Annotated in this window: 24 protein-coding genes, 1 tRNA gene and 2 pseudogenes; 11 read left to right on the forward strand and 16 right to left on the reverse strand. The window is 69.4% G+C overall.

Annotation, left to right across the window (positions count from 1 at the left end):
- Positions 1 to 27 precede the first annotated feature (27 nt).
- On the forward strand, positions 28 to 1464 hold the full coding sequence (locus ACYVO6_RS34750) for an NAD(P)/FAD-dependent oxidoreductase (RefSeq protein ID WP_461068283.1): 1437 nt from the start codon (positions 28 to 30) through the stop codon (positions 1462 to 1464).
- A 14-nt stretch (positions 1465 to 1478) separates the two neighbouring features.
- Positions 1479 to 2207 (forward strand): alpha/beta hydrolase, encoded by a 729-nt coding sequence (locus tag ACYVO6_RS34755; RefSeq protein ID WP_461068285.1) that lies wholly within the window; start codon positions 1479 to 1481, stop codon positions 2205 to 2207.
- Positions 2208 to 2294: 87 nt separating this feature from the next.
- Here ACYVO6_RS34755 and ACYVO6_RS34760 read toward each other — a convergent pair whose 3' ends face one another.
- The 4 genes from ACYVO6_RS34760 to ACYVO6_RS34775 form a co-directional block, all read right to left on the reverse strand.
- Positions 2295 to 3521 (reverse strand): lactonase family protein, encoded by a 1227-nt coding sequence (locus tag ACYVO6_RS34760; protein ID WP_461068287.1) that lies wholly within the window; start codon positions 3519 to 3521, stop codon positions 2295 to 2297.
- A 146-nt stretch (positions 3522 to 3667) separates the two neighbouring features.
- Positions 3668 to 4282 carry a DUF3159 domain-containing protein gene (locus ACYVO6_RS34765; RefSeq protein WP_461068289.1) on the reverse strand — a complete coding sequence of 205 codons (615 nt, stop codon included), beginning with the start codon at positions 4280 to 4282 and terminating at the stop codon, positions 3668 to 3670.
- 45 nt (positions 4283 to 4327) lie between these two features.
- On the reverse strand, positions 4328 to 4801 hold the full coding sequence (locus tag ACYVO6_RS34770; RefSeq protein ID WP_461068291.1) for a VOC family protein: 474 nt from the start codon (positions 4799 to 4801) through the stop codon (positions 4328 to 4330).
- 70 nt (positions 4802 to 4871) lie between these two features.
- The gene (locus tag ACYVO6_RS34775; protein ID WP_461068293.1) at positions 4872 to 5513 is read right to left on the reverse strand and encodes a maleylpyruvate isomerase family mycothiol-dependent enzyme; all 642 of its coding nucleotides are present in this window, start codon (positions 5511 to 5513) and stop codon (positions 4872 to 4874) included.
- A 98-nt stretch (positions 5514 to 5611) separates the two neighbouring features.
- Between ACYVO6_RS34775 and ACYVO6_RS34780 the strand changes: the two genes are divergently transcribed.
- A complete protein-coding gene (locus tag ACYVO6_RS34780) occupies positions 5612 to 6052 on the forward strand; it encodes a MarR family winged helix-turn-helix transcriptional regulator (RefSeq protein ID WP_461068295.1) in 441 nt (146 codons plus the stop codon).
- On the opposite strand, the gene ACYVO6_RS34785 is transcribed toward ACYVO6_RS34780, so the two are convergent.
- Together ACYVO6_RS34785 and ACYVO6_RS34790 are read right to left on the reverse strand one after the other, a co-directional pair.
- Positions 6027 to 6662, reverse strand: a complete 636-nt coding sequence (locus ACYVO6_RS34785) for a DUF2637 domain-containing protein (protein ID WP_461068297.1) — start codon at positions 6660 to 6662, stop codon at positions 6027 to 6029. The genes ACYVO6_RS34780 and ACYVO6_RS34785 overlap by 26 nt on opposite strands.
- A gap of 151 nt (positions 6663 to 6813) precedes the next feature.
- A tRNA-Thr gene (locus ACYVO6_RS34790) sits at positions 6814 to 6890 on the reverse strand.
- 251 nt (positions 6891 to 7141) lie between these two features.
- Between ACYVO6_RS34790 and ACYVO6_RS34795 the strand changes: the two genes are divergently transcribed.
- The 3 genes from ACYVO6_RS34795 (at position 7142) to ACYVO6_RS34805 (ending at position 9767) form a co-directional block, all read left to right on the forward strand.
- Positions 7142 to 8278 carry an ABC transporter ATP-binding protein gene (locus tag ACYVO6_RS34795; RefSeq protein WP_461068299.1) on the forward strand — a complete coding sequence of 379 codons (1137 nt, stop codon included), beginning with the start codon at positions 7142 to 7144 and terminating at the stop codon, positions 8276 to 8278.
- Between the two features lie 206 nt (positions 8279 to 8484).
- Positions 8485 to 8967, forward strand: coding sequence for a hypothetical protein (locus tag ACYVO6_RS34800; protein WP_461068301.1), 483 nt, complete (start codon positions 8485 to 8487; stop codon positions 8965 to 8967).
- Between the two features lie 68 nt (positions 8968 to 9035).
- A complete protein-coding gene (locus ACYVO6_RS34805; protein ID WP_461068303.1) occupies positions 9036 to 9767 on the forward strand; it encodes a nucleotidyltransferase family protein in 732 nt (243 codons plus the stop codon).
- 93 nt (positions 9768 to 9860) lie between these two features.
- Here the strand turns inward: ACYVO6_RS34805 and ACYVO6_RS34810 are convergent, their stop codons facing one another.
- The 6 genes from ACYVO6_RS34810 to ACYVO6_RS34835 form a co-directional block, all read right to left on the reverse strand.
- Complete coding sequence (locus ACYVO6_RS34810) at positions 9861 to 11552, reverse strand: DoxX family protein (RefSeq protein WP_461068305.1); 1692 nt, start codon at positions 11550 to 11552, stop codon at positions 9861 to 9863.
- 75 nt (positions 11553 to 11627) lie between these two features.
- Positions 11628 to 12569 (reverse strand): 23S rRNA (guanosine(2251)-2'-O)-methyltransferase RlmB, encoded by a 942-nt coding sequence (gene rlmB / locus ACYVO6_RS34815; protein ID WP_461068307.1) that lies wholly within the window; start codon positions 12567 to 12569, stop codon positions 11628 to 11630.
- 127 nt (positions 12570 to 12696) lie between these two features.
- Complete coding sequence (gene cysS, locus ACYVO6_RS34820) at positions 12697 to 14097, reverse strand: cysteine--tRNA ligase (RefSeq protein ID WP_461068309.1); 1401 nt, start codon at positions 14095 to 14097, stop codon at positions 12697 to 12699.
- Between the two features lie 436 nt (positions 14098 to 14533).
- Positions 14534 to 15037, reverse strand: coding sequence for a 2-C-methyl-D-erythritol 2,4-cyclodiphosphate synthase (ispF, locus tag ACYVO6_RS34825; RefSeq protein WP_461068311.1), 504 nt, complete (start codon positions 15035 to 15037; stop codon positions 14534 to 14536).
- Positions 15027 to 15770 carry a 2-C-methyl-D-erythritol 4-phosphate cytidylyltransferase gene (gene ispD / locus ACYVO6_RS34830; protein ID WP_461068313.1) on the reverse strand — a complete coding sequence of 248 codons (744 nt, stop codon included), beginning with the start codon at positions 15768 to 15770 and terminating at the stop codon, positions 15027 to 15029. Before ispD ends, ispF begins: the two co-directional genes overlap by 11 nt.
- A gap of 438 nt (positions 15771 to 16208) precedes the next feature.
- Entirely contained in the window at positions 16209 to 16691 is a 483-nt protein-coding gene (locus tag ACYVO6_RS34835; RefSeq protein ID WP_003953493.1) for a CarD family transcriptional regulator, read from the reverse strand.
- A gap of 602 nt (positions 16692 to 17293) precedes the next feature.
- Here ACYVO6_RS34835 and ACYVO6_RS34840 point away from each other — a divergent pair.
- Complete coding sequence (locus ACYVO6_RS34840; protein WP_461068315.1) at positions 17294 to 17998, forward strand: DUF461 domain-containing protein; 705 nt, start codon at positions 17294 to 17296, stop codon at positions 17996 to 17998.
- A 124-nt stretch (positions 17999 to 18122) separates the two neighbouring features.
- Here the strand turns inward: ACYVO6_RS34840 and ACYVO6_RS34845 are convergent, their stop codons facing one another.
- Together ACYVO6_RS34845 and ACYVO6_RS34850 are read right to left on the reverse strand one after the other, a co-directional pair.
- On the reverse strand, positions 18123 to 18803 hold the full coding sequence (locus ACYVO6_RS34845; protein WP_149509342.1) for a response regulator transcription factor: 681 nt from the start codon (positions 18801 to 18803) through the stop codon (positions 18123 to 18125).
- Positions 18800 to 20143, reverse strand: a complete 1344-nt coding sequence (locus tag ACYVO6_RS34850; RefSeq protein ID WP_461068318.1) for a sensor histidine kinase — start codon at positions 20141 to 20143, stop codon at positions 18800 to 18802. The genes ACYVO6_RS34845 and ACYVO6_RS34850 overlap by 4 nt, the downstream gene beginning before the upstream one ends.
- Before the next feature lie 338 nt (positions 20144 to 20481).
- On the opposite strand from ACYVO6_RS34850, the gene phoU reads away from it, so the two are divergent.
- From phoU to ACYVO6_RS34865, 3 genes and pseudogenes are all read left to right on the forward strand, one after another.
- The gene (gene phoU, locus ACYVO6_RS34855) at positions 20482 to 21171 is read left to right on the forward strand and encodes a phosphate signaling complex protein PhoU (protein ID WP_461068320.1); all 690 of its coding nucleotides are present in this window, start codon (positions 20482 to 20484) and stop codon (positions 21169 to 21171) included.
- A 161-nt stretch (positions 21172 to 21332) separates the two neighbouring features.
- A complete protein-coding gene (locus tag ACYVO6_RS34860) occupies positions 21333 to 21485 on the forward strand; it encodes a hypothetical protein (RefSeq protein WP_461068322.1) in 153 nt (50 codons plus the stop codon).
- 620 nt (positions 21486 to 22105) lie between these two features.
- Positions 22106 to 22204: pseudogene (locus tag ACYVO6_RS34865) on the forward strand (4-hydroxy-tetrahydrodipicolinate synthase); the annotation flags it as partial.
- On the opposite strand, the gene ACYVO6_RS34870 reads toward ACYVO6_RS34865, so the two are convergent.
- Positions 22198 to 22572 (reverse strand): hypothetical protein, encoded by a 375-nt coding sequence (locus ACYVO6_RS34870; RefSeq protein WP_461068616.1) that lies wholly within the window; start codon positions 22570 to 22572, stop codon positions 22198 to 22200. The pseudogene ACYVO6_RS34865 and the gene ACYVO6_RS34870 overlap by 7 nt on opposite strands.
- Before the next feature lie 182 nt (positions 22573 to 22754).
- On the opposite strand from ACYVO6_RS34870, the pseudogene ACYVO6_RS34875 reads away from it, so the two are divergent.
- Positions 22755 to 22925, forward strand: a pseudogene (locus tag ACYVO6_RS34875) (site-specific integrase); the annotation flags it as partial.
- Between the two features lie 280 nt (positions 22926 to 23205).
- On the opposite strand, the gene ACYVO6_RS34880 reads toward ACYVO6_RS34875, so the two are convergent.
- Positions 23206 to 23679 (reverse strand): hypothetical protein, encoded by a 474-nt coding sequence (locus ACYVO6_RS34880; protein ID WP_461068324.1) that lies wholly within the window; start codon positions 23677 to 23679, stop codon positions 23206 to 23208.
- Positions 23680 to 23885: the final 206 nt, after the last annotated feature.

Raw genomic sequence — 23885 nt, forward strand, 5'->3', positions numbered from 1 at the left:
CGGCCCCAACGGCTAACGTCGCGCTCCATGAGCAGCACGGAAAGCGCGGGCGCCACCCACGACACCACCCCCGCCCGCACCGTCATCAACGGCGGCATATCGTTCTGGTACGCACAACAGGGCCTCCCCACGCCCCGCGAACCCCTCCCCTCGGACGCCGCCGCGGACGTCGTCATCGTCGGCGGCGGCTACACCGGCCTGTGGACCGCGTACTACCTGAAAAAGGCCGCCCCTTTCCTCCGCATCACCGTCCTTGAACAGAAGTTCTGCGGCTACGGCGCCTCCGGCCGCAACGGCGGCTGGCTCTACAACGGCATCGCCGGACGCGACCGCCACGCGCGCGTGCACGGCCACGAGGCCGCCGTACGCCTCCAGAAGGCGATGAACGAGACTGTGGCGGAGGTCGTCCGGGTCGCCGAGGAAGAGGGCATCGACGCGGACATCCACCAGGGAGGCGTACTCGAAGTCGCCTACACGCCCGCCCAGTTGACCCGCCTCAAGGCCTTCCACGAGACGGAGCTCTCGTACGGCGAGAAGGACCGCGAGCTGTACGGCGCCCGCGAGACCGCCGAGCGCATCCGCGTCGCCGACGCCGTCGGCTCCTCCTGGACCCCGCACGGCGCCCGTCTGCACCCCGTCAAGCTCGTCCAGGGACTCGCGAAGGCCGTCGAAGCACTCGGCGTCACCATCCATGAGTCGACCCCCGTCACCGAGATCCGCCCGAAGCACGCGGTCACTCCGTACGGCACCGTCCGCGCCCCCTACGTCCTGCGCTGCACCGAGGGCTTCACCGCCTCGCTGAAGGGACAGAGACGCACCTGGCTCCCCATGAACTCCTCGATGATCGCCACCGAACCGCTCACCCCCGAGCAGTGGGAGTCGGTGGGCTGGGAGGGCCGCGAAACCCTCGGCGACCTGGCCCACGCGTACATGTACGCCCAGCGCACCGCCGACGACCGCATCGCCCTCGGAGGCCGCGGTGTCCCGTACCGCTTCGGCTCCCGCACGGACAACGACGGCCGTACGCAGCCGGCGACCATCGAGGCGCTACGGGCGATCCTCCTCCGCTTCTTCCCGCAGCTCACCGGCGTCGAGGTGACCCACGCCTGGTCCGGCGTCCTCGGCGTCCCCCGCGACTGGTGCGCCACCGTCACCCTGGACCGCTCCACCGGCCTCGGCTGGGCCGGCGGCTACGTCGGCTCCGGAGTCGCCACCGCCAACCTCGCCGCCCGCACCCTGCGCGACCTGATCCAGCAGGACTCCGGGCAGTCCGGCGCGAGTGACCTCACCACCCTGCCCTGGGTCGGCCACAAGGTCCGCAGGTGGGAACCGGAGCCGTTGCGCTGGATCGGGGTACACGGCATGTACGCGACGTATCGAGCCGCCGACCGCCGCGAACGCAGCACGCATGCCGCGCAGTCGTCCCGGCTGGCACGTGTCGCCGACCGGGTCGCGGGCCGCTGAGGCAGGGGGCACACATGAACACCACCGTCATCGACACCGTCCGCTACACCGCCGACGGCCAGCTCCTCGACATCCACCACGCCGCCGCCTCCGACGCGCCCACCGTCCTCCTCTGGCACGGCCGCGGCCCCGCCGAACGCGACGTCCTCGGCGCCCTCGCCGCCACCGTCGCCCGCCTCGGCGCCACCGTCATCGTCCCCGACTGGCGCCCCGACGCCCCCGACGGCGGACGCCCCCACCTCGCGGCCTCCCTCCGCTTCACCTGGGACTACGTAACAGACCCCGCCCGCGTCGTACTCGTCGGCTGGTCCCTCGGCGGCCGGGCCGCCATGGCCACCGCCCTCCAGCCGCACCCGCCGGAAGGCTGGCGCCCCGCAGCGGTCGTCGGCATCGCCGCCCGCTACAACCAGCCCGAACCCCTCCTCGGCCTCCCCTCCCCCATGGCCGTCTGCGCCACCGCACCGCCCCTGCCGATCCACCTGGTCCACGGCACGGCCGACAGGGTCTGCGACTTCAACAACGCCCTCGAGTTCCAGTCGGTCCTCGCCGACTGCGGCCGCCCGGCTCCGCTCACCGAGCTCACCACCGACCACTCGGGCGCGGTCATGGCCGAGTACGCCCCGGAACTGGGCCGCTGCCGCCCCGTCCACGGCGGCATTCCGTACGAGGAAGGGCTCCGCACCGCCCACGTCATCGCGTCGGCGGCGGGACTGCCGAGCGAAAAAGCCCAGGTGAACGAGTGAGCCGTCGGCCCGGGGCACCCGTTGCCCCAGGCCAACAGCCTCCCGGCTGAGCGAGGGCAGCCATCCCCCTCGCGATACCTGACCAAGTCACTTCGCGGCGATGCCCTCCATGCCCGCCTCCGCGAAGACCGGCAGGTCCTCGGCAGTCGTGACCTTCGTGAGGGCGCCGTTCTTCTCGACACGGAAGCCATCGACGGTTCCGGAGACCGCGTTCTGCACGTAGACGAACTTCTCGTCCTGCGTCACGGCGAGGTCGATCACGCCCTGGGAATTGGCGGAGGGCGGGGTGGCGATGCCCACGTCGTTGGTCAGCGCCAGCTCGCCGCTCTCGGCCATGCGGTAGCCGCTGACCGTCGAGTTCCCGGTGTTGCCGCCGTAGAAGTAGTTCCCGGCGCGCACCAGCCAGCACAGCGTCTCCTGACCGTTGGCCAGCGGCTCCTGCAGCACCTTCAACTTGCCGCTGCGCCGCACCTGGTACGCGGTCACCGTCGACTTCTCCGCCTCCGCGACCAGCATCCGCTTCCCCGACTTGTCGAAGCTGATCGCGAACGGCACACCGCCCGCGGACTTGTTGACGACCGGCTCGGCAACGGCCGGCACCCCGTTCCGCTTCAACGGGAACACCTCGACCGTGTTGGCGGCCTTGGTGGTGACCACCAGACTGCGGCCGTCCGGAGTGAACTCGACCTCACCGGGTGAGGTGTCGAAGCGCGGCACATCCTCGTTGTCCAGCCCCAGCGAACGGTTCGAGCCCTTCAGCGGCTTGAGCCCCTTCTCGCTGATCGTGAAGCCCTGAACGCTGCCCTCGCCGCCCGCGTTCATCACGTACGCGACCTTCCCGCGCACCGCGATGCTCGCCGGGAACTCCCCGCCCGAATCCACCTGCTGCGGATCCTTCAACTCCGTCCCCTCGACCCGGAACGACGTCACCGTGCCACTGCCCGCGTTGACCGCAAGGAGCATCCCCGACGCGTCGTCGTAGACGAGCGAGCCCTGAGAGGCGAGCGAGTCGGTGGGCGCGTCGACCTGGTCACCGCCCTTGCCGCCGGTCGCGAACTCCCCCGCCGGCGACAACTTGCCGTCATCAGCACGCGCGAACACATGAATCGTGTTCCCGTCCAGCTCATTGCCCTGCACGAACACGGCCTGATCGGCTCCGGCGGACGTGGTGGCGTACTGCCCGGCATTGGCCACGGACACCACCGCCGTCACAGCCCCCACCGAGGCGAGCACCCCGGCCCCGATCATGACCCGCCGCGTCCTGGACTTCGCCCTGTGCCCACTGCGACGGCCATTCCTGTCGTACGTGCTCACGTCCGGCTCCTCGGTCTCTCGTCCCCCAGTCCGCGCCCTGCGAACAGCACCAGAGTGACCAGTGGGAAGCGCGAGACGACCCGGAACAGAGGCCGCGTCAGGGTCTCGTAAGCGCTGCGTCAGAGTCTCGTAAGAAGCACGGCCGTTCAGACCGATCCGGCGGGCTGCTGTCCGGCCAGGGCCTTGAGCCGCTTGCCCGAGCGCCGGCCCGCCCACAGCACCACCAGGAGGGCCAGGCTGAGGAGCGGGTAGCCCATCGCGATCCTCGCGACGGCCAGCCAGCCCGTGCGGTCCTCGTCGTACAGCCACTGCCAGACGGCGACCTGGGCCCCGAAGACACTCACCAGCGTGAGCGTGGCGATGTCGTAGTAGTGCCGCGAGGGCTTGTCCTTCAGCCAAGTGGTCCCCGTGCCGTTGAGCGCGCCCCAGACGACTCCGGTCAGCGGCCGACGCACCAGGACGGACAGCAGGAAGAGCACAAGGAGGGCGACGTTGGCCCAGATGCCCGTCAGGAAGAAGCCCTTGGCCGAGCCGGTCTTCCAGGCGACGAACGAGGCGACCGCGACGCCGAACAAAGCGGTCACACAACGCGCCTCCTCGTCCGCGTCAACGCCCTCCACCCATACGTTCAACCGCTCCCGCCACGGCGCTAGGTAGGCGATCCTGGTGCCGTCGGGCGAGATCGATGCGCCGGCGCGGACGGGCGCGCCGAAGAAGTCCTCGACAGCAAGGCGCGGGACCACGCGCGGGGTCGCGGACATACGTCAACTCCTCCTGGGTTCGCTTCAGTTCGGTCGGTGTACTTCTCAGTACTGGATGGCGACGGGGTCGCCGACGACTCCGCCGGTGACCGGGCGGCCGTATCCGGCGCGGGCCGAGTGGTCGTTGCCGTGTACGGCCCAGCTGTAGAGGTGCAGTTCGAGACCGTCGGGGTCGTTGAACACCAGCAGCCAGCCGATGGACGCCTCGATGACGGGCGAGTGCGGGATGTCTTGTGCGTCCAGGTGCGCGGCCCAGACCTCCACGTCGGCCCGCCCCTGTACGGCGAAGCCGACGGGGTCGAAGCCCTGACAGCCGCGTGCCGCCTCCGGGTTCTCGCGGAACGCGACGAGGACGGCACCCAGGCCCGGCACCTCGCCCGCCGCGCCCCGTACGACTCCGTCGGCATCGGGAAACTCCCACGTGACCTTGAGGCCGAAGACGCGGCCGTACCAGTCCAGCGAACGGGACAGGTCGGTGACGGGGATCTTCACATGGTGGATCCCGGCGAGCTCGGGCATGGTTGCCACCCCTCCCAATTCCACCATTGCCGTCGAAGACTCCCCATGGCCCTGCTCCACCGCATGCTCTTCAGCGGTCGGCCAGAGCGCGGGCACGGAGGACGGCGGCTCCCGGTCCGGTGAGCTGGGACAGGGCGACGTGGCGGCCGGAAACAAGGAGCAGCAGGGCAGCGATCGGGCCGTTGATCTCGGCGCCTTCCCCGCTCGACCACGGGACATCGGTGGCCACGAGGCGGAAGCCGCGCAGCCGCTTGCGGGCGTGGAACGGGAAGCCCATCCTCCATGTGTGCTCGGCGGAGTAACGGGCGGCCTCCAGCGCCATCGGGCGATCGATGCCGAGTGGGATGGCGATGTCCTGGCCGTGGACGAGGACATCCATCATGGCGTCGGCGAGTTTCTGGCCCGGTGCCAGGTGCCGGGATCCGGATGCCGCCCGGAGTGCGGCCACGAGCTCGACCGGGGGACGTGCCGCTTCCCGCCGGGCGGTGTTGTCGACCATGCGGTTGAAGCTGCCGCGCGCGCGGACGGCCTCGATCAGGATCGGCACCAGTCGGGCTCGCGGTCCGATGCTCAGATGGGCTGCCACTTCGCGCACGGTCCACCCCTCGCAGAGCGACGGGCAGGTCCACTGCTCTTCGGTCAGTGAGGCGAGCAGATCGGCCAGACCGGCCCGTTCGTCATCGATGACCTGCCACATCGCCGCCTTCTCCATGCCCGCTCCCCCAGCGTTTTTGGTACGATGACCTGACCAGTTAAGTCAGCCTCACTGACTAAATTAATCAGAACCTCTGACCACCGTCAAGGAGTGGCGTGGCCGAAGACCTCAACATCGGGCTCCTGCTCTTCGTCCCCTACCGGGCCTTGGAGAACCGAGCCTTCGCCGCCGTGGCCGCCGCGGGCCACAACGACATCACACCGGCACAGGCGAAACTCCTGCAGCGCGTCAACGACAACGGCTCCCGGCTCAGCGAACTCGCGGAAGCCGCCCAGGTGACCAAGCAGACCGCCGGCTACCTCGTCGACCAGCTCGAAAACGCCGGATACGTGGAACGCACCTCCGATCCCACCGACGCCCGCGCCCGCCTGGTGCGCCTGACAGATCGCGCACGCTCCCTACGCCCCATCGGTGACCGGGCCATCGCCGAGATCGAGGCAGAGTGGACCGCCCACCTCGGCAAGCGCCGCATGGACCAGCTCCGCGACACCCTCACCCGGCTTCGCGAGATCACCGACCCCTATCTGGAACGCTGAGCCACCACCGCCAGCCGGAACCGGGGCCGAAGATTGTCGCTGGCCGACCACGGAGAAGATCGGACCCGATCCGGCGCTGGCCGCTCTGGTGATCTCTAACCTCAGCCGTCTGCTGCTGGTAGTAGTCCCACATAATCTCCTCAGCAGTCGTCTCGCCCTTCGGCGGCAAGCCTGGTGAGCGCCGAGGGCCCCTGGCAACGCTCTCCTCGTTGCGCGACGACTCTCGCTGCGCGCTCTCGTCCGCCTCTCGATCCCGGTGATGAGAAGCAAAGAGCTCGACCGAGAACAAGAGAGCAACCGGCGGCCAGCCCGCAACGAGAATCGATCGCCAGGCGAACGTAGGAGCTGCCGCCACATTCGCCGCCAGGGAGACACCGATGCCAAGTAAGAACGCCATCCATACCGTGGAGCGTGCCCGCCGGCTGACGTGACGGGCGGGCTTCAGGAGTCCGACCGTGGCCAGCAGAAGCAGCCCGTCGACAGACAACAGCCACAAGGTGGCACTCGTGACGTCCGCCCCGCCCTGCAAAGCGAATTCCCGCTGATGCACGTAAGAGGCGTACGCGGCCACTGACGCCACGACCAGGGCGCACAGCCACGCCGCACCCACGTCTCAAGGTCAGCCGCGCGGGAACCGTCCTTGCGGGGCTCCTCGGCGGCCCTCATCGAGGCTCACCGCCCTTGCGGCAGCCCGCCCGCGGGACCTCGACCGTAGCCGAAACTACGAGCTCACGGGCCCCGCGGCGGGTTATCCATGCTGTTGGAGCCCCCTGTCGGATTCGAACCGACGACCTTCGCTTTACAAGAGCGGCGCTCTGACCAGCTGAGCTAAGGAGGCGGGCGCACCTGCACACGCGCCGTACGCGCATGGGTGCCCGTGCAGTGTACCCACGTCATAGCCGGGCCCTGTCGAAAATTTCCGCGAAGTTCACAGCTCCCCGACTACTGACAGAACAGGCATACGCCAGGTACCGTCCTGACCCAGTCCGCCCTGTGTGGACTACACCACAACGGAATCACCCGTAGTGGCACCACCTTCCACAACGGATCGTCCGGCACGTTCCTGCCGGTAGAAGGGGGCCCATCACCATGGCCACTGTCTCGTTCGACAAGGCGACCCGGATTTACCCGGGTTCCGAGAAGCCCGCCGTCGATGGTCTCGACATCGAGATCGAGGACGGCGAATTCCTTGTTCTGGTCGGTCCGTCCGGCTGCGGCAAGTCCACCTCGCTCCGGATGCTCGCGGGGCTCGAGGACGTGAACGCCGGCTCCATCCGCATCGGTGACCGCGACGTCACGCATCTGCCGCCGAAGGACCGGGACATCGCCATGGTGTTCCAGAACTACGCGCTGTACCCGCACATGACGGTCGCCGACAACATGGGCTTCGCGCTCAAGATCGCGGGTGTCAACAAGGCCGAGATCCGCCAGAAGGTGGAGGACGCGGCGAAGATCCTCGACCTCACCGACTACCTGGCGCGCAAGCCGAAGGCGCTCTCCGGTGGTCAGCGGCAGCGTGTCGCGATGGGTCGGGCCATCGTGCGTGAGCCGCAGGTGTTCCTCATGGACGAGCCGCTGTCGAACCTCGACGCCAAGCTGCGTGTGTCCACGCGTACGCAGATCGCGAGCCTCCAGCGCCGTCTCGGCATCACCACCGTGTACGTGACCCACGACCAGGTCGAGGCCATGACGATGGGTGACCGGGTGGCCGTACTGAAGGACGGTCTGCTCCAGCAGGTCGACTCGCCGCGCAACATGTACGACCGGCCGGCGAACCTGTTCGTCGCCGGGTTCATCGGCTCGCCGGCCATGAACCTCGTCGAGGTCCCGATCACGGACGGCGGCGTGAAGTTCGGCAACAGCGTGGTGCCGGTCAACCGGGAGGCCCTCTCGGCCGCCTCGGACCGGGGCGACCGCACCGTCACGGTCGGCGTCCGCCCGGAGCACTTCGACATCGTCGAGCAGAACGGCGGCGCCGCGAAGGCCCTCACCAAGGAGACCGAGGACGCCCCGGCGGGCCTCGCCGTCTCGGTGAACGTCGTCGAGGAGCTGGGCGCCGACGGTTACGTCTACGGCAGCGCCAAGGTCGACGACGAACTCAAGGACCTGGTCGTCCGCGTCAGCGGCCGCGCGGTCCCGGAGAAGGGCGCCACGCTGCACGTCGTGCCGCGGCCGGGCGAGACCCACGTGTTCTCGACGTCCACGGGTGAGCGCCTCACCGACTGAGACCCCCGTACCGGGTGAATTCGCCCACGTTGACGGAAGGGCCCCGCAGCTTGCTGCGGGGCCCCTTTTCTTGTCGACAAATACCCCGGCAGACCAGTCATTTCGATCCCCGTACGTCAACTACGCGCCCGAATTTGAGCGTTGGCCGTCACTCGAACTGATTACCAAATGTCGCCAAATCATTACCCTGCGCTACCCTCACTCGCGTGAAGCACTCCACTAACCCCTCGACGCGACACGGCCGCCGCCCCGCCGACCGCCCGACGCGGCACAGCCGCGGCCCGGCCCACCGGATCGGCCGTACTCTCGCCCTCGTTCTGCCCGTCGTCCTGGTGCTCTCCGGGACTCTCGCGGTCGCCCGGGTTCCCTGGTCGGGGAGCGACTCCTCGGCCTCGGTGCTCGCCGCCTCCGCCGAGAACGCGTCCTCGCGCCCCGCGTCCCGCGCCCCGCAGGACGTGCTGCGCGACCAGCTCCTGCTCGAGCTCCAGGAGAAGGACGCGGGGGTGGCACTCACGCACCTCCAGGAGGCGGTGAACGGCCGCCCGTCGCTCGCCAGGCACTGCGCCTCCATCGCCCGCGCGCTGGGCCGTGCCGCCGTGAACAAGTACGGCCCGTCCCGCGCCCAGTCGTTCTCCCGCCCCGTCTGCGACACGTCCTTCGCCACGGGCGTCGCCGCCGGGCACGGCTGACGTCGGGCCGGGTGGCGCGGCCCGACGCCGACGCAGGCCCCGAACGGGGCGCGACGTACAGTGCGCTCATGAAGCATCCGAGCGCCGCGTCGCGCCCCGTTCAAGCCGTTGTCCTGGCCGGTGGCCAGGGCTCCCGGCTGCGTCCCTACACCGACGACCGGCCCAAGCCGATGGTCGAGATCCCCGGCACCGGGACCCCGATCATCGGCCATCAGCTGGCCTGGCTCGCCGAGGAGGGCGTGACGGACGTGGTCGTCTCGTGCGGCCATCTCGCCGAGGTCCTCCAGCAGTGGCTGGAGTCGGCCGAACTCCCCCTCCGCGTCACCACCGTGGTCGAGAAGGAGCCCCTGGGCCGCGGCGGCGGCCTCAAGTTCGCCGCCAAGCACCTCCCTCACCCGGACCGCCCCTGGTTCGCGACGAACGGTGACATCTGGACCCGTTTCTCGCTGCGCGACATGGCGGACTTCCACACCGAGCGCGACGCGGTGGCGACCCTCGCGCTGGCCCGCCCCCGCATCCCGTGGGGCGCCGTCGAGACCGACGACTTCGGTCACATCACGGACTTCATCGAGTCCCCGCCGACGTCGTACGAGGTCAACGCGGGTGTCTACGTCTTCTCCCCCGAGTTCACCGACCTGCTGCCCGACCTCGGCGACCACGAGCGCACCACGTTCCCGCGCCTGGCCCGCGAGCGCCGCCTGTTCGGCTGTCCGATCCCGCAGGGCGCGTACTGGCGCGCCATCGACACCGCGAAGGACCTCACGGAGGCGGCCAAGGAGCTGGCGGCACTGGGGCGTTGAGCCCGGCCGTACGTACGTCAAGCCGTACGTACGTCAATGGGGCCCCGCACTCGTCAAAGTGCGGGGCCCCAACTGCGTACCGGCGAAAGCCTGTTACCCGAGCAGACCGCCCACAAGGCTGCCGTCGTCCGAGCCGCCGCCGGAACCGCCGGACCCGTCACCCGAGCCGCCGCCCGAGTCGCTGCCGCCGCTCGTGCCTCCGGGAGACCCCGTCCCGCCCGTGGCGCCGCCCGAGGAGGACGGGCCCGCGCTGGTGCTGGGCGCCTCGGGGGGTGCCGTCTGCTGGGCGGGCGGGGCCTGGCCCGTGCCCTGGGTTTCGCTGGGTCGGCCGGTGCCTGCGGTGGCCGACTCGCGGGACGCACCCGGTGTGGTCGAGGCGTCCTCGGAGGGGCTGGCCGAAGTCGCGCCCTGGGTGGGCGAGTTGGCGGCCGAGGGGCTCTCCGAACGGCGGTCCTTGCCGGGCTCCTCGGGGAGCGGGGAGCCGGGCAGTTCGTTGCGCGGGGCCTCGCCGGGGCCGGGGACGACCACGCGGTCGGCGTCGCGGACAGCGCCGCCGAGCATCGAGCCGACGAGCAGCGTGAGCCCGACGACGACGGTGGCAACGAGGGCGCCGCGGCGCAGGACGTAGCGGCGCAGGTCCCAGATGTCGGCGCGCGGTCCGAGCCTGCGCCAGGCGCCACCCGCGAGGCGGCCGTCGATGGAGTAGACGGGGGCGCCCGCGATGATCAGCGGGGTCCAGGCGGCGAGGTAGATGATGTCGGGCGCGTCGTAGGCGGGGACGCTCTTCCAGCTGACGGTGATCAGGAGCGCGGCCGACAGCAGCGCGCCGACGGCGGCGGCGGCCCGCTGCCACAGCCCGAGGACGGTGAGGACGCCGACGATCACCTGGAAGAAGGCGATGAGGAGTCCGGCGCCGATGGGGTGCTCCAGTGCGAACTGGCGCAGGGGTTCGGCGACTTCCCAGGGGTGCAGCGTGTTGAGCCACTTGACCATGGAGCCGCGCTTGCCGCCGTCGAAGTAGACGGGGTCGCAGAGCTTGCCCATGCCGGCGTAGATGGAGATGAAGCCGAGGAAGACGCGCAGGGGGAGCAGGACGACGCCGAGGTTCATCCGGCGGCCGGGGTAGTACGCGTGCCGTACCGGGTCGGCGTGGTGTCGCCTGGGCCGGCCGTCGTCCTCGGTCTCGTCGTCGTATGCGTCGGCCTCGAACTCGCCTTCCGCGTACGGGTGTTGGTCGTACTCGTCGTCCGCGCTGCCCGATGTGCGCATCTGCGGAAGGATGGGGGTCTCGGGGGTGCGGGGACCGCCGATGGTGGGGGTCGCGACGGTGGCGTCGGTGTCGTATCCGCCATATCCGCCGTATCCGGCGCCGCTGTAGCCGTTGCTGTCGTACCCGTCGCCGTCGAGGCGCGGGATGACCTGGGTCGCGCCGGCGTCGCCCGTCGGGTCCGCGACGCCGTGGTGCACGCTTGTGCTCCGCGCGGCCTGCAGCAGGCGGGTGGCGCCGGTGTCGTCGGGTGCGGACTTCCCGCTCCAGACGACAGGGGCGCGGCGGCGGGTGCCGGCGACGGGCCTGCGCGAGGGGTCGGCGGAGCTCAAGTGGCGTGCGACGCGCGGGGACTGCGTACGGGACGCGGTGCCCAGCTGCACGCGGAAGCTCGCATGATTGACGATGACCTGCGCCGGATCGCTCGGCACCTTCACCATGCTCAGCGCGGGAGCGTCGTCGAAGCCCGACGTGCGGTCCCCCGTGGGTGTGCGGGGTGTTCTGGTGTCCACACTCATCTAACCGAGTGACGTGTCGTTAGGACACTGCCTTGACCGCCCCGATCTGTCCGGACCCCGTCAAGATCACCAGCCTCAGGCCCGCCGCCGCGAGGCCTCGTACAGCACAACTCCCGCCGCCACACCGGCATTCAGCGACTCGGCGCCGCCCGGCATGGGGATCCGTACGCGGTAGTCGCAGGTCTCACCGACCAGCCGGGACAGGCCCTTGCCCTCGCTGCCGACGACGATGGCGACGGGGCCGCCGAGGGCTTCCAGGTCGCCGAGTTCGAGCTCGCCGTCGGCGGCCAGGCCGACGACGATGATGCCCGCCTTCTTGTACGCCTCCAGGGTGCGCGTCAGGTTGGTGGCGCGGGCGACGGGCGTACGGGCGGCGGTGCCGGCGGAGGTCTTCCAGGCGCCGGCCGTCATGCCGGCGGCGCGGCGCTCGGGTACGACGACGCCGTGGCCGCCGAACGCCGACACGGAGCGGACGACGGCGCCGAGGTTGCGCGGGTCGGTCACACCGTCGAGCGCGACGATCAGCGGGTCCTGGCCCGCGTCGTACGCGGCGGCGGCGAGATCCTCGGGGTGCGCGTACTCGTACGGCGGGATCTGGAGGACGAGGCCCTGGTGGTTGAGGCCGTTGGTCATGCGGTCGAGTTCGGGGCGGGGGGCCTCCATGAGGTGGATGCCGCCGCGCTCGCCGGCGAGCTGGAGCGCCTCGCGCACCCGCTCGTCGTTGTCGATGAACTGCTGGACGTAGAGCATGGTCGCGGGCACGCCCTCGCGCAGCGCCTCGACGACCGGATTGCGGCCGACGACGAGCTCGGAGGTGGACTTGCCGCCGCGGCCCTTGGGGGCGGGGCGGCGGGCGGTCTGCTTCGCCTTGGCGGTGGCGACGCGGTTCTTCTTGTGCCCCTTGCGCATCTCGGCGGGCGGGGTGGGGCCCTTGCCTTCCAGGCCCCGGCGTCGCTGGCCGCCACTGCCGACCTGCGCGCCCTTCTTGCCGGACATGCGGCGGTTGTTAGCGGCCATGACCTACCTGTCTGTGAGAAAGCGTGCGTGCGTACGTCTCGGAAAGTGTCGTACGTCTATGAAGTGTGCCGCCCGGAAGGCCGGGCGGCACAATCGATCAAGGAATCGACCGAGGATCAAGGAACGCTCAGCGCGGGCCGAGCGTCCAGCGCGGGCCGGTGGGGCTGTCCTCGATGACGAGGCCGGACTGGTTGAGCTGGTCGCGGATGGCGTCGGCAGTGGCCCAGTCCTTGCGGGCCCGGGCCGCCTCACGCTGGTCGAGGACCAGGCGTACGAGGCTGTCGACGACCCCGTGCAGATCGTCGCCCCGGTCGCTCTCGCCGGCCCAGTGCGCATCGAGCGGGTCGAGACCGAGAACGCCGAGCATGGCCCTGACCTCGGCGAGCCGGGCGACAGCCGCGTCCTTGTCGTCGGCGGCCAGCGCGCTGTTGCCCTGCCGGACGGTGGTGTGCACGACGGCGAGGGCCCCCGGCACTCCCAGGTCGTCGTCCATGGCCTCGGCGAAGGCGGGCGGCACGTCGGCGGCGGGCTCGACCGGCTTCCCCGCCATCTCCACGACCCGCTGGACGAAGCCCTCGATGCGCGCGAACGCCGACTCGGCCTCGCGCAGGGCGTCTTCGCTGTACTCGATGGTGGAGCGGTAGTGCGGGGTGCCGAGGTAGTAGCGCAGCACGATGGGCCGCCAGTGCTTGACCATCTCGCTGACGAGCACGGAGTTGCCGAGCGACTTGGACATCTTCTCGCCGCTCATGGTGACCCAGGCGTTGTGCACCCAGTACTTGGCGAACTCGTCCCCGTACGCCCTGGCCTGCGCGATCTCGTTCTCATGGTGCGGGAAGATGAGATCGATCCCGCCGCCGTGGATGTCGAAGGCGGAGCCCAGGTACTTGTGCGCCATGGCACTGCACTCCAGGTGCCACCCGGGCCGCCCCCGCCCCCACGGCGTCTCCCAGCTCGGCTCGCCGGGCTTGGCGGACTTCCACATGGCGAAGTCCCGCGGATCCCGCTTGCCGGTCTCGCCGTCCTCGGAGGGCTGGCGCAGGTCGTCCAGGTCCTGGTTGGAGAGGGCGAGGTAGCCGGGCAGGGAGCGTACGTCGAAGTAGACGTTGCCGTCGGCCTCGTAGCCGTGCCCGCGCTCGATGAGCGTGCGCATCATCTCGACCATCTCGGTGACGTGGCCGGTGGCGCGGGGTTCGTACGTGGGCGGCAGGCAGCCGAGGGCTTCGTAGCCGTCGTTGAACGCCCGCTCGTTCTCGTAACCGATCGACCACCAGGGCCTGTTCTGCTCCGCGGCCTTCCTGATGATCTTGTCGTCGATGTCCGTGACGTTGCGGATGAACGTCACGTCGTAGCCGCGGTACGCGAACCAGCGGCGCATGATGTCGAAGTTCAGGTTCGACCTGACGTGCCCGATGTGCGGGGCGGCCTGCACGGTGGCACCACACAGGTAGATCGAGACGCAGCCCGGCGTAAGCGGGACGAAGTCACGGATCTGCCGGGCGCTGGTGTCGTACAGGCGAATAGTCACGGGTCTAAGGGTAGTGGGTGTCCCTCCGGGGGTTCAGCGGGTTGCCTCCGGCGGTTGGGCGGGTGGGTTCGTTTTCGGGTGCGGCTCCGTTGTGGTTGCTCGCGCCCACGCGGCGGAGCCGCACATCGATACAGCCCCGCGCCCCTGAAAAGCCTGCGGCTCCACTCACCACCAGCCACGACGTGCCCGCACTTGCCCACCGGCGGGAGGGGCCGTGGGCCGGTGCGTCGTATGCCCGTCGCTTAGGTTCTGTCTCGGAGAACCAGGACCTTGCACCAGTCCAGGGCCGTATGCCCGGCCTGCGACGGGCTGACGCACCGGCCCACGGCCCCGACCCACCCACGCACCCCAGGGGCGCGGGGAACGGCGCGACCAGCCCCGACGCACCCGCACCCGCCAAACGAACCCAACCCTCCACCCCCGTAGGCGCCCCCGCTCAGCCAGTGCTAACGACAAGCGCCGTGGCGACCGCCAGCAACCCCTCGTCCCGCCCCGGGAAGCCGAGGCCATCCGTCGTGGCGCCCGAGACCGACACGGGCGCCCCCACCGCATCAGAGAGCAACTTCTGCGCCTCGTCGCGGCGTTTGCCGATTTTGGGCCGAGGCCCGACGACCTGGACGGCGACGTTGCCGATGCGGAAGCCGGCGGAACGGACGATACGGGCCGCCTCGGTGAGCAGCGTGATGCCGGACGCCCCGGACCACTCGGGCCGCCCGGTACCGAAGTGAGCGCCGAGGTCACCGAGCCCGGCGGCAGAGAAGAGCGCGTTGCAGGCGGCGTGCGCGACGACGTCCGCGTCGGAGTGCCCGGCAAGACCGGGCCCTTCGCCCTCCCACTTCAGCCCGGCGCACCACAGCTCCCGCCCCTCTTCGAAGGCGTGAACGTCGGTACCGATCCCGACCTGCGGCAACAAGAAGGGCAGGGGCGCCTCAGAAGCCATCGTTCGCCCTCCGCCGCGCCAGTACCGCCTCGGCCAGCACCAGATCGAGCGGTCGGGTGACCTTGAAGGCCTCCTCGTGCCCCGGCACGACCACGACGGGCTTGCCCAACTGCTCGACCATGCTCGCGTCGTCGGTGACCCCCTCCGTGACGGTCTCATGGGCGTGCAGCAGGGTGTCCCGGTCAAAGCCCTGCGGAGTCTGTACGGCACGCAGCCGACCCCGTTCGGGAGTGGCGACGACCGGTTCGGGCGAGCCGTCGGTACGCGGCTCGACCTCTTTGACGGTGTCCGTGAGAGGCAGCGCCGGTACGACGGCGGGGGCCCCGTCCCGTACCGCCTCGATGACCGCGTCGACGGTGTCGACGGGCACCAGCGGCCGGGCCGCGTCGTGCACGAGCACGATGTCGATGCCCGGCGGCAGCACATCGAGGCCGAGCTTCACGGACTCCTGCCGGGTGTCGCCGCCGGGCACGACGAGGAAGTCGGTGCGCTCGGGCAGCGAATGCGTGTCCAGGAGCGACTTGACCTCGGCGGCACCGTCGGGCGGCGCCACGACGACGACCAGCGAGACGGCACGCGACGCGGCCATCGCGCGTACTGCGTGAATGAGCATGGGAGTGCCGTTCAGCGCGCGCAGCGCTTTGGGGGCGCCCGGCCCGAGGCGCACGCCTCGGCCCGCGGCCGGGATCACGGCCGCGGTGCCGGCCCCGGAACGGCGTGAATCGTCAGACATCGGTTCCTGTCGGGTGTGTGTACGTACGGGTGTGTACGGGTGTGTACGGTCACGTCCTGCCGTCGGTCCGGCGTCCACCGGACGTCAATCCGGCGCCCACGAACGCCGCCCGGCACGCACCGGTTTGACCCGCCGGTTCGCGCCGGTTTGACGACCGGCCCCGTATGGGTATGGCCTCAGCGTGCCGGGCGCGACGCCTTGACCGGGGACCCTTCCGTGACATCTGGTCGAGCCAGCTGCCCGGGCCCGGCACGCCAAGTATCGGCGGCCGGAAATTCATTACCCAGCCTCCGGAGTACGGTCGTACGGTGTTCTGGGTACGAGCATGCCGCAGCGCCCGGCGACAGAACTTACGTCATCGGGCACCGCGGCATTTCAATTACGTACGCCGGACCGCTCGTTTCGCTCTGGTCGGAAGCGATCAAAGAGTGACGGGCGTCAGGACGCGAGGACCTCGTCGAGCAGGGCCTCGGCCTTGTCCTCGTTCGTGTTCTCCGCGAGGGCGAGCTCGCTCACCAGGATCTGCCGAGCCTTGGCGAGCATGCGCTTCTCACCGGCGGAGAGTCCACGCTCGCGCTCACGACGCCACAGGTCACGGACGACTTCCGCGACCTTGATGACATCGCCGGAGGCGAGCTTCTCGAGATTTGCCTTGTAACGACGCGACCAGTTCGTGGGCTCCTCGGCATACGGCGCGCGCAGCACTTCGAAGACCCGGTCCAGCCCGTCCTGACCGACCACATCACGCACGCCGACGAACTCCGCATTGTCCGCTGGCACACGCACCGTCAGGTCGCCCTGGGCGACCTTCAGCACCAAGTAGGTCTTGTCCACGCCTTTGATCTGACGAGTTTCGATGGCCTCGATCAGCGCGGCCCCGTGATGGGGATAGACCACGGTGTCGCCAACCTTGAACGTCATGTGACAGGTACCCCTTCCGTGGCTATCCAGAGTAACACGAGAACCGCATCTTCTGAATGGCGTTTTCGCAGGTCAGGGCACATCTCGGGGCTTGACAACCACGACAGGAACGTGCTTCGAGGGGGCGAGAGGAGGGGGTATTCGCAGGTCGGAGCGGTTCCTCGGGGGAGGCGAAACCCGCCCGTTACAAGCCTTCGAAGGCTTACTCGCGTGGCCGAACGTCCAGATTTGTCGGGTTCCGAGGGCGGGACTTGCGCTACTCCGTTCGGTGACCGGGGACCGGTACGAGACGAATCCGGAATTGATCACGACAGGCCGAAGATCAATTCTGCGGACTCCCGATCGCATTCCTTATGGGAAATGTTGTCAACGTGACTCACGTGCTCTTTGTGTGCGGAGACATGGCGGAGTGACATGAGGGGCGCGCACCTCGACGCGACGGTTGGCGCGACAGTCGCGACGAGGCCGGGAGATCCGTATAGGCGGGTCGGGTGCGGGGACGTGGTGGTGGCTCGGTAACCTGAAGCCGCTGACAGACCCTTAAGGGTGGCTTTATAAGTACGCCGCCCTGCTCCGCCCACGTTCAAGGAGTTGCCGCCGCCGTGAGCAGCAGCCTTCGACGCGGCGCCCTCGCCGCCGCCGCCATCGCGTTCTCGATCGCCTCGCTCGCCGCGTGCGGCGCCGGAAACAACGCCCAGTCGCTGGAGATCAAGCCCGACAACGCCGCGACCAGCGTCGGCGACATCCAGATCCAGAACGCCGTGGTGATCACCCAGCCCGCCCCGGAGTCGACGGGCCCGGCCGCGATCTCCGCGACCCTGTTCAACAACGGCAGGAGCGACGAGACGCTGGAGTCGATCCGCGTGGAGGGCGTCAAGGACCCCGTCACGCTCAGGCCCGCCGAGGGTTCCGGCCCGATCACGGTCCCGGCCGATGGCTCGGTGATCCTCGGCGGCAAGGGCAATGCCTCCGCCGTAGTGACCGGCAGCCGCGAGACCTTGAAGAACGGTAACGCGCAGCTGGTCACCTTCACCTTCAGCGAGACGGGTCAGGTCAAGCTGCGGGCGTTCGTCGTCCCGGCCGACGGCTTCTACGCCGAGTGGGGCCCGTCCGCGACTCCCCAGGCACCGGGTTCCGAGGGGTCCGGAAGCCCGAGCCCCACCCAGTCCCCCTCGGCCACGCCGACCGAGCCGGAGTCCGGTGAGGACGACGCGGACGGGGCCGGGCAGGGGGCCACGGACGCGGCCTCGCAGAGCGCGACGCCCACGGCTCCCCAGGGCGGCGAGGACGCGGTCGGGGAGGACTGAGCGGCGTACGGCCACGGAAGTCTCGTACGTACGCGGACCTCTTCTCGTACGTACGAAGGGCGGGACCCCCGGCGCTTGCCAGGAGTCCCGCCCTTCGTCGTGCTCAGCGTGCGCGAGGTTCGGTTTACGGCTCGAACTTGTAGCCGAGACCTCTGACCGTCACCAGGTAGCGCGGCGCGCCCGGGTCCGGCTCGATCTTGGCGCGGAGGCGCTTGACGTGGACGTCGAGGGTCTTGGTGTCGCCCACGTAGTCGGCGCCCCAGACGCGGTCGATGAGCTGCATACGGGTCAGCACGCGGCCCGCGTTGCGCAGCAGCATCTCCAGGAGGTCGAACTCCTTGAGGGGGAGGTCGACCTTGGAGCCGGAGACGGTGACCACGTGACGGTCGACGTCCATGCGGACCGGGCCGGCTTCCAGTGCGGCGGGGGTGACCTCCTCGGGCTCGCCGCGGCGGCGCAGTACGGCGCGGATGCGGGCGACCAGCTCGCGCGACGAGAAGGGCTTGGTCACATAGTCGTCGGCTCCTATTTCCAGGCCGACGACCTTGTCGATCTCGCTGTCCTTGGCGGTGACCATGATCACCGGGACGTTCGAGCGGCTGCGCAGCTGGCGGCACACTTCGGTGCCGGGCAGTCCGGGCAGCATCAGATCGAGCAGGACGAGATCGGCGCCGTTGCGCTCGAACTCGTCGAGGCCATCGGGCCCGGTGGCCGCGATGGCGACCTCGAAGCCCTCCTTGCGGAGCATGTAGGACAGGGCGTCGCTGAAGGACTCCTCGTCCTCGACGACGAGCACTCGGGTCACGGAAGGACCTCCGGGGCAGAAAGCGATTCGTACGGGGATGTTGGGGGGGTTGTGACGGTGGTCGTTCCGTCGGGCGGCCCGGCGTCGACGTCGTCGGCGAGTCCGGACATGTGGTCGGTCGCGCGGTCGCGGGCCACGCCCGCCTCCGGCAGCCGGAGGGTGAAGGTGGAGCCCTGACCCTCGGAGCTCCACACCGTGACCTCCCCGCCGTGCGAGGCGGCCACGTGCTTGACGATCGCCAGGCCCAGGCCCGTACCCCCGGTGTGGCGGGAGCGGGCCGGGTCGACGCGGTAGAAGCGCTCGAAGATGCGCTCCCGGTCCTTCTCGGAGATGCCGATGCCCTGGTCGGTGACGGCGACCTCGATGTGGTCTCCGCCGGGTGCGGGGACCCGGCGCGCGGCGATTCCCACGCGCGTACGGGCGGGCGAGTAGTTCACGGCGTTCTCGACGAGGTTGCCGAGGGCGGCGGCCAGCTGGCCGCGGTTGCCCCAGATCTGCAGGTCGGCGGTTCCGCCCGCCCGTCGCCCACCACCACCCTCCTCCGAGGTCCCTACGGGCCCGCCCCCCACATTGGCGGCCATGGTGATCTGCTTTGTGCCGGCCTGGTGGCGGCAGCGGTCGATGGCCTCGGCGACGAGTTCGTCCACGCGTACGGGCTCGGCGTCCTCCAGGGGGTCGTCGTTCTGGACCCGGGAGAGGTCGATGAGTTCCTGGACGAGGTTGGTGAGGCGGGTGGCTTCTATCTGCATGCGTCCGGCGAAGCGCTCGACGGCTTCCGGGTCGTCGGAGGCGCCCATGACCGCCTCGGAGAGGAGGCTGAGCGCGCCGACGGGGGTCTTGAGTTCGTGGCTGACGTTGGCGACGAAGTCGCGTCGTACGGCCTCGATGCGGCGGGCCTCGGTGAGGTCCTCGACGAGGAGGAGTACGAGGCGGGAGCCCAGCGGGGCGACGCGGGCGGACACGGCGAGGGCTTCGCCACGGCCGGTGCCGCGGCGGGGCAGGTCCAGCTCGACCTGCCGTATCTCGCCGTCGCGCCGGGTGTCGCGGGCCATCTGCAGCATGGGCTCGACGGCGAGTTTCCCGCCGCGTACGAGACCGAGGGCGTACGCGGCGGAGCTGGCCTTGACCACGGCGTCGGCCTCGTCGAGCACGACGGCGGAGGAGCGGAGCACGGACAGGACCGTGTCGACGCCCGGCGGAAGCACCGGGTCCGTGTGCAGCGACGTGCGCGTCGGCCGCTTCTGCTCGCGCTCGCTCCAGCGGAACGCCAGCATGGCGATGACGCCGGTGAGCACACCGGCGATCGCTGCCGCTGCGGCGACCGCCGCGTTCACGTCCATGGCTCCAGGTTAGGCATGACGTACGGCCCCCTTACAGCGTCCAGAGTGTCAGCTCGAACACTCGTCGCCCAGAGTTCACCGTGGAGACCGTGTCGGTTCACTTGCTCCGAGCGGCTTCGGAGGAACGCATACCGACAGTGAGGTGCGATGTCGCCCATAGTTCACCTGGGTGATGGGGATGGTTCATTTGAGGTGGCGGAAACGGACGCGTTCACGCCGGACCGTGGGAGCGTGGGGTACGCGAGCCCCTCGGAATCCTGCGGGAATCCCGCATGGGAAACCATGTACGAGGATCCGTGTACGGGTTCCGGAAGCTGACGTAAGAGAGGGACATCCTGATGCGCGACGCGTACCACGAGGAACTTGACTCGATCGGCGAGGGCCTGGTCGAGATGGCCCGGCTCGTCGGGTCGGCGATCGGGCGCGCCACGACGGCGATCCTCGACTCCGATCTGAAGCTGGCGGAGAGCGTGATCGCGGGCGACCAGAAGGTCGACGATCTCCAGCACGAGCTCGAGGCGCGGGCGATAGCCCTGCTGGCGCGGCAGCAGCCGGTGGCGACGGACCTGCGGATCGTGGTCACGTCGCTGCGGATGAGCGCGGACCTCGAGCGCTCGGGCGACCTGGCCCAGCATGTCGCGAAGCTCGCCCGCCTCCGCTTCCCGGAGCGTGCGGTTCCGCAGGACCTGCACGCCACGATCCTGGAGATGGGCCAGCTCGCGCAGCGCCTGATGGCGAAGGCGGCGGAGGTCATCGTCACGAAGGACGTCGACCTCGCGCTCCAGCTGGAGCAGGACGACGACGCGATGGACACGTTGCACCGCGCTCTCTTCCAGCACCTCATGGACGACCGCTGGAAGCACGGCATCGAGACGGCCGTCGACGTCACGCTGCTGGGCCGCTACTACGAGCGCTTCGCGGACCATGCGGTGTCGGTGGCGAACCGGGTGGTGTACCTGGTGACGGGGGAGCACGCGGACGAGATTCAGCCGGACATCCAGCCGGTTACGGGGGTTGAGGGGGCGTAAGCGCTCCGCTGCAAGGGCGTACGGGTCTGTTGCGGGGGCGTACGGGTCGCTGCACGGGCGTGCGGGTTGGTGGTCGGTGCGTGGGAGCCTCGGTGCGCCGTTGATGCGCCGGACGGTGGGGGCCTGCAATGGGCGCAGGCACCAGCCTTCGAGGAGGGACCATGGCCGAATCCCCCACCACCCCTGACCCGACCCGGGAGCGCGAGACCGAGCAGCCCGCCGAGATCATCAGCCTCCCGCTTGTCGCCGCCTGTGGCTGCGGCGCGGGGTGCAAGTGCGGCTGCCAGTCGGGGAGTCCTTGCCAGTGCGGTTGAGTTCGTAGGGCTTGTTCGGGGCTCGTACGACGGCTCGGGGCTCGAGTCGTCGTACGAGCCCCGTCGTATGAGCGGTGTCGTACGGGCGCAGCATGGAGGAGAGGGGGAGAACGGCCCTCTCGGGGTGCAGCCACCTGCACCCTCGATGCGGTAAAGCACTCCATGGTTCCGGCAAGCGGGCGACGGCATGGTTGAACCCAGCGAATCCCAGAGGTTCACAGCTCCCAGCTGGAAGGAAACTCCCATGAAGTCGCTGCTGGCCACAAAGACGAGCACCACTCAGAGGGCGGTATGAGAGCGCTTAGTAGGTTCCGGGCTGCGGACGCTAGCCCCGAGTCGGGAGAGCAGAAGAGACCACCCCGCGCGGACGAGGGTGGTCTCTTCGCCCACCGCTGAGCAGGTGCACGGCAGGCTGAAACACCCGGGTGTTTCAGCTGCTTGTCCGCCGCGGCTACCGAAGAGCGCGATGGCGCCCAGCGCGGTACGGCGGCTGTCGCGCGCGAGCGCATGAATCCCGAAGTTACGTCAGACCGCGAAGATGCACCGGGAGCTGGGAGAAGTCCCTGGCCACGGCGTTGGGGACCCAGCAAGGCTCAGGAGAACTCACGGGATGTCGCACACTCGGCCTCCCCGCCGGCCCGGTCCGCGCACCGTTGCAGCCCGCCGACCGGGAGGTGGTCGACGGGCTGCTCGCGGCGTACGAGGCCGCCACTCAGGGAGCCGGCGGCTGGGCGGAGCCAGGGGCCGGAGCGGGCTCCGGAGCCTCGGCGGGCTCCGGAGCCTCGGCGGGCGCGGGAGCCTCGGCGGGCGCGGGAGCCTCAGGCGCAACACCGCCCGTGGGGGAGCCGTCACCGATCACCAGGACCGCATTCTCAAGCACATCCTCCATCGGGTCGTTGAGCTGACTGGCATCGACCACCTGGACCTGGGGGCTGTACGTAATCTGGGGCCCGTAGTACGTCGTATTGCCGGGCCCGGCGGCGCATGCGACCTCGGCCGACAACCAGGTTGCCAGGGACACCGTCACGGCCCCGGTCAGCCAACGGGCTCCGGCCCTCACCTGCTTCTTCATCATGTGGTCGGCCACTCCAATGTTGGTTCGGCGTCTGATCAGAGACTGCATCACTCACTTATCTGCCTGAACCGTCTCGAGGTCACGGCCAGTTACCCGGTTGATCGGTAACGATTTCGTCGGTGACTGAGCGGGGCTGGTGCGGAGCGTGACGTTACGAGGGCCGCACGGGTTCTTCGAGTGTGACCAAGATGGGCACGTCCGTGCTCCTGGATGCCGGGGAGAGCACCAAGGCTCTTGCCGAGTACCTCGGGCACTCGGACCCGGGCCTGACTCTGAAGGTGTACGCGCACCTCATGCCGAGCAGCCGTGACCGGGCCCGGAAGGCTCTCGGCAGGGCACTCAGGCCCCAAGATCACTTGGGCTGAGGTTCCAGGGAGGTTCCAGAGCACGAAAATGCCTCCCACCCGCGCCGTATGCGCAGGTGGGAGGCATGATCACCAAACCTACTTCTTCTTGCCCTGGGTCTGGCGGGCCTGTTCTTCACCACTGGTCAGCCGCATGCGCACCTCAACTGACCTGCGGTCGGGCGGTCATTGTTGGTCGTTGTCTGTCGTCGTCGGTCGCCCTCGGAGGGCCCAGAGAGGGCCCGAGGCGGTGTCGCTCCTGGCCCTCAGTAACGAAAAGGAGCAGCGCCATCAGCCGAGGTCAGGAGTGGCTGTTCAGCGACGTCCTTGCAGCGTCCTCGAAGGCCGCTCGAACCGCAATGAAGCGTTGATTCAGTTCCTCGGAAGCCGGCGACTCGAACGGGAACTCGTTGGCACACGCGGCAAGCTGGAATCCAGCAAATGCCACGGCACCAGGTCCTTCAAGGCTCACGAGAGTGGAGGCCCGAACCAGGGCCGCACGTTCCTCGCCCCCGCGCTGCCCCAACAAGCCTATCTTCTCCGCAGCTAGGAGCAGTTCAACGTACGCCTGCCGCCTCCTGTCCTCGGCTTGGGAACGTCTTTGCTCGTCAAGCGTGGCCTGGACGGTGTGAAGCAACGCGTCGGCCTGGCGGTTGCCGGCGTGCCTTGCAGCATCAGCCTGTCTGTGGCCAGCGCTCCGCGTGAACCAACCGGTGACGATGCTGCCTGCAAGTGCCGACCCCGCTGCGATCAGTGCGATCTCCAAGTCACTCATGACTGGCATTGTGGTTCAGCAATTGTGGGGCGGGCCCCGGTTCGCAGTCCGAGACCGACACATTACGAGTTGTCCGATCTTGATCCGGGGGTGTCCATGGGCGTCCCCGGAACGGCTCGCATGGCTGGTCAGAGGGCCTTCCGGACTTCGCCGGAAACCAGCGGACCACCCCGGAACGAGCGGTGATTGAGACCACGACTGAGACC

Source organism: Streptomyces pseudoechinosporeus, from assembly GCF_054783935.1.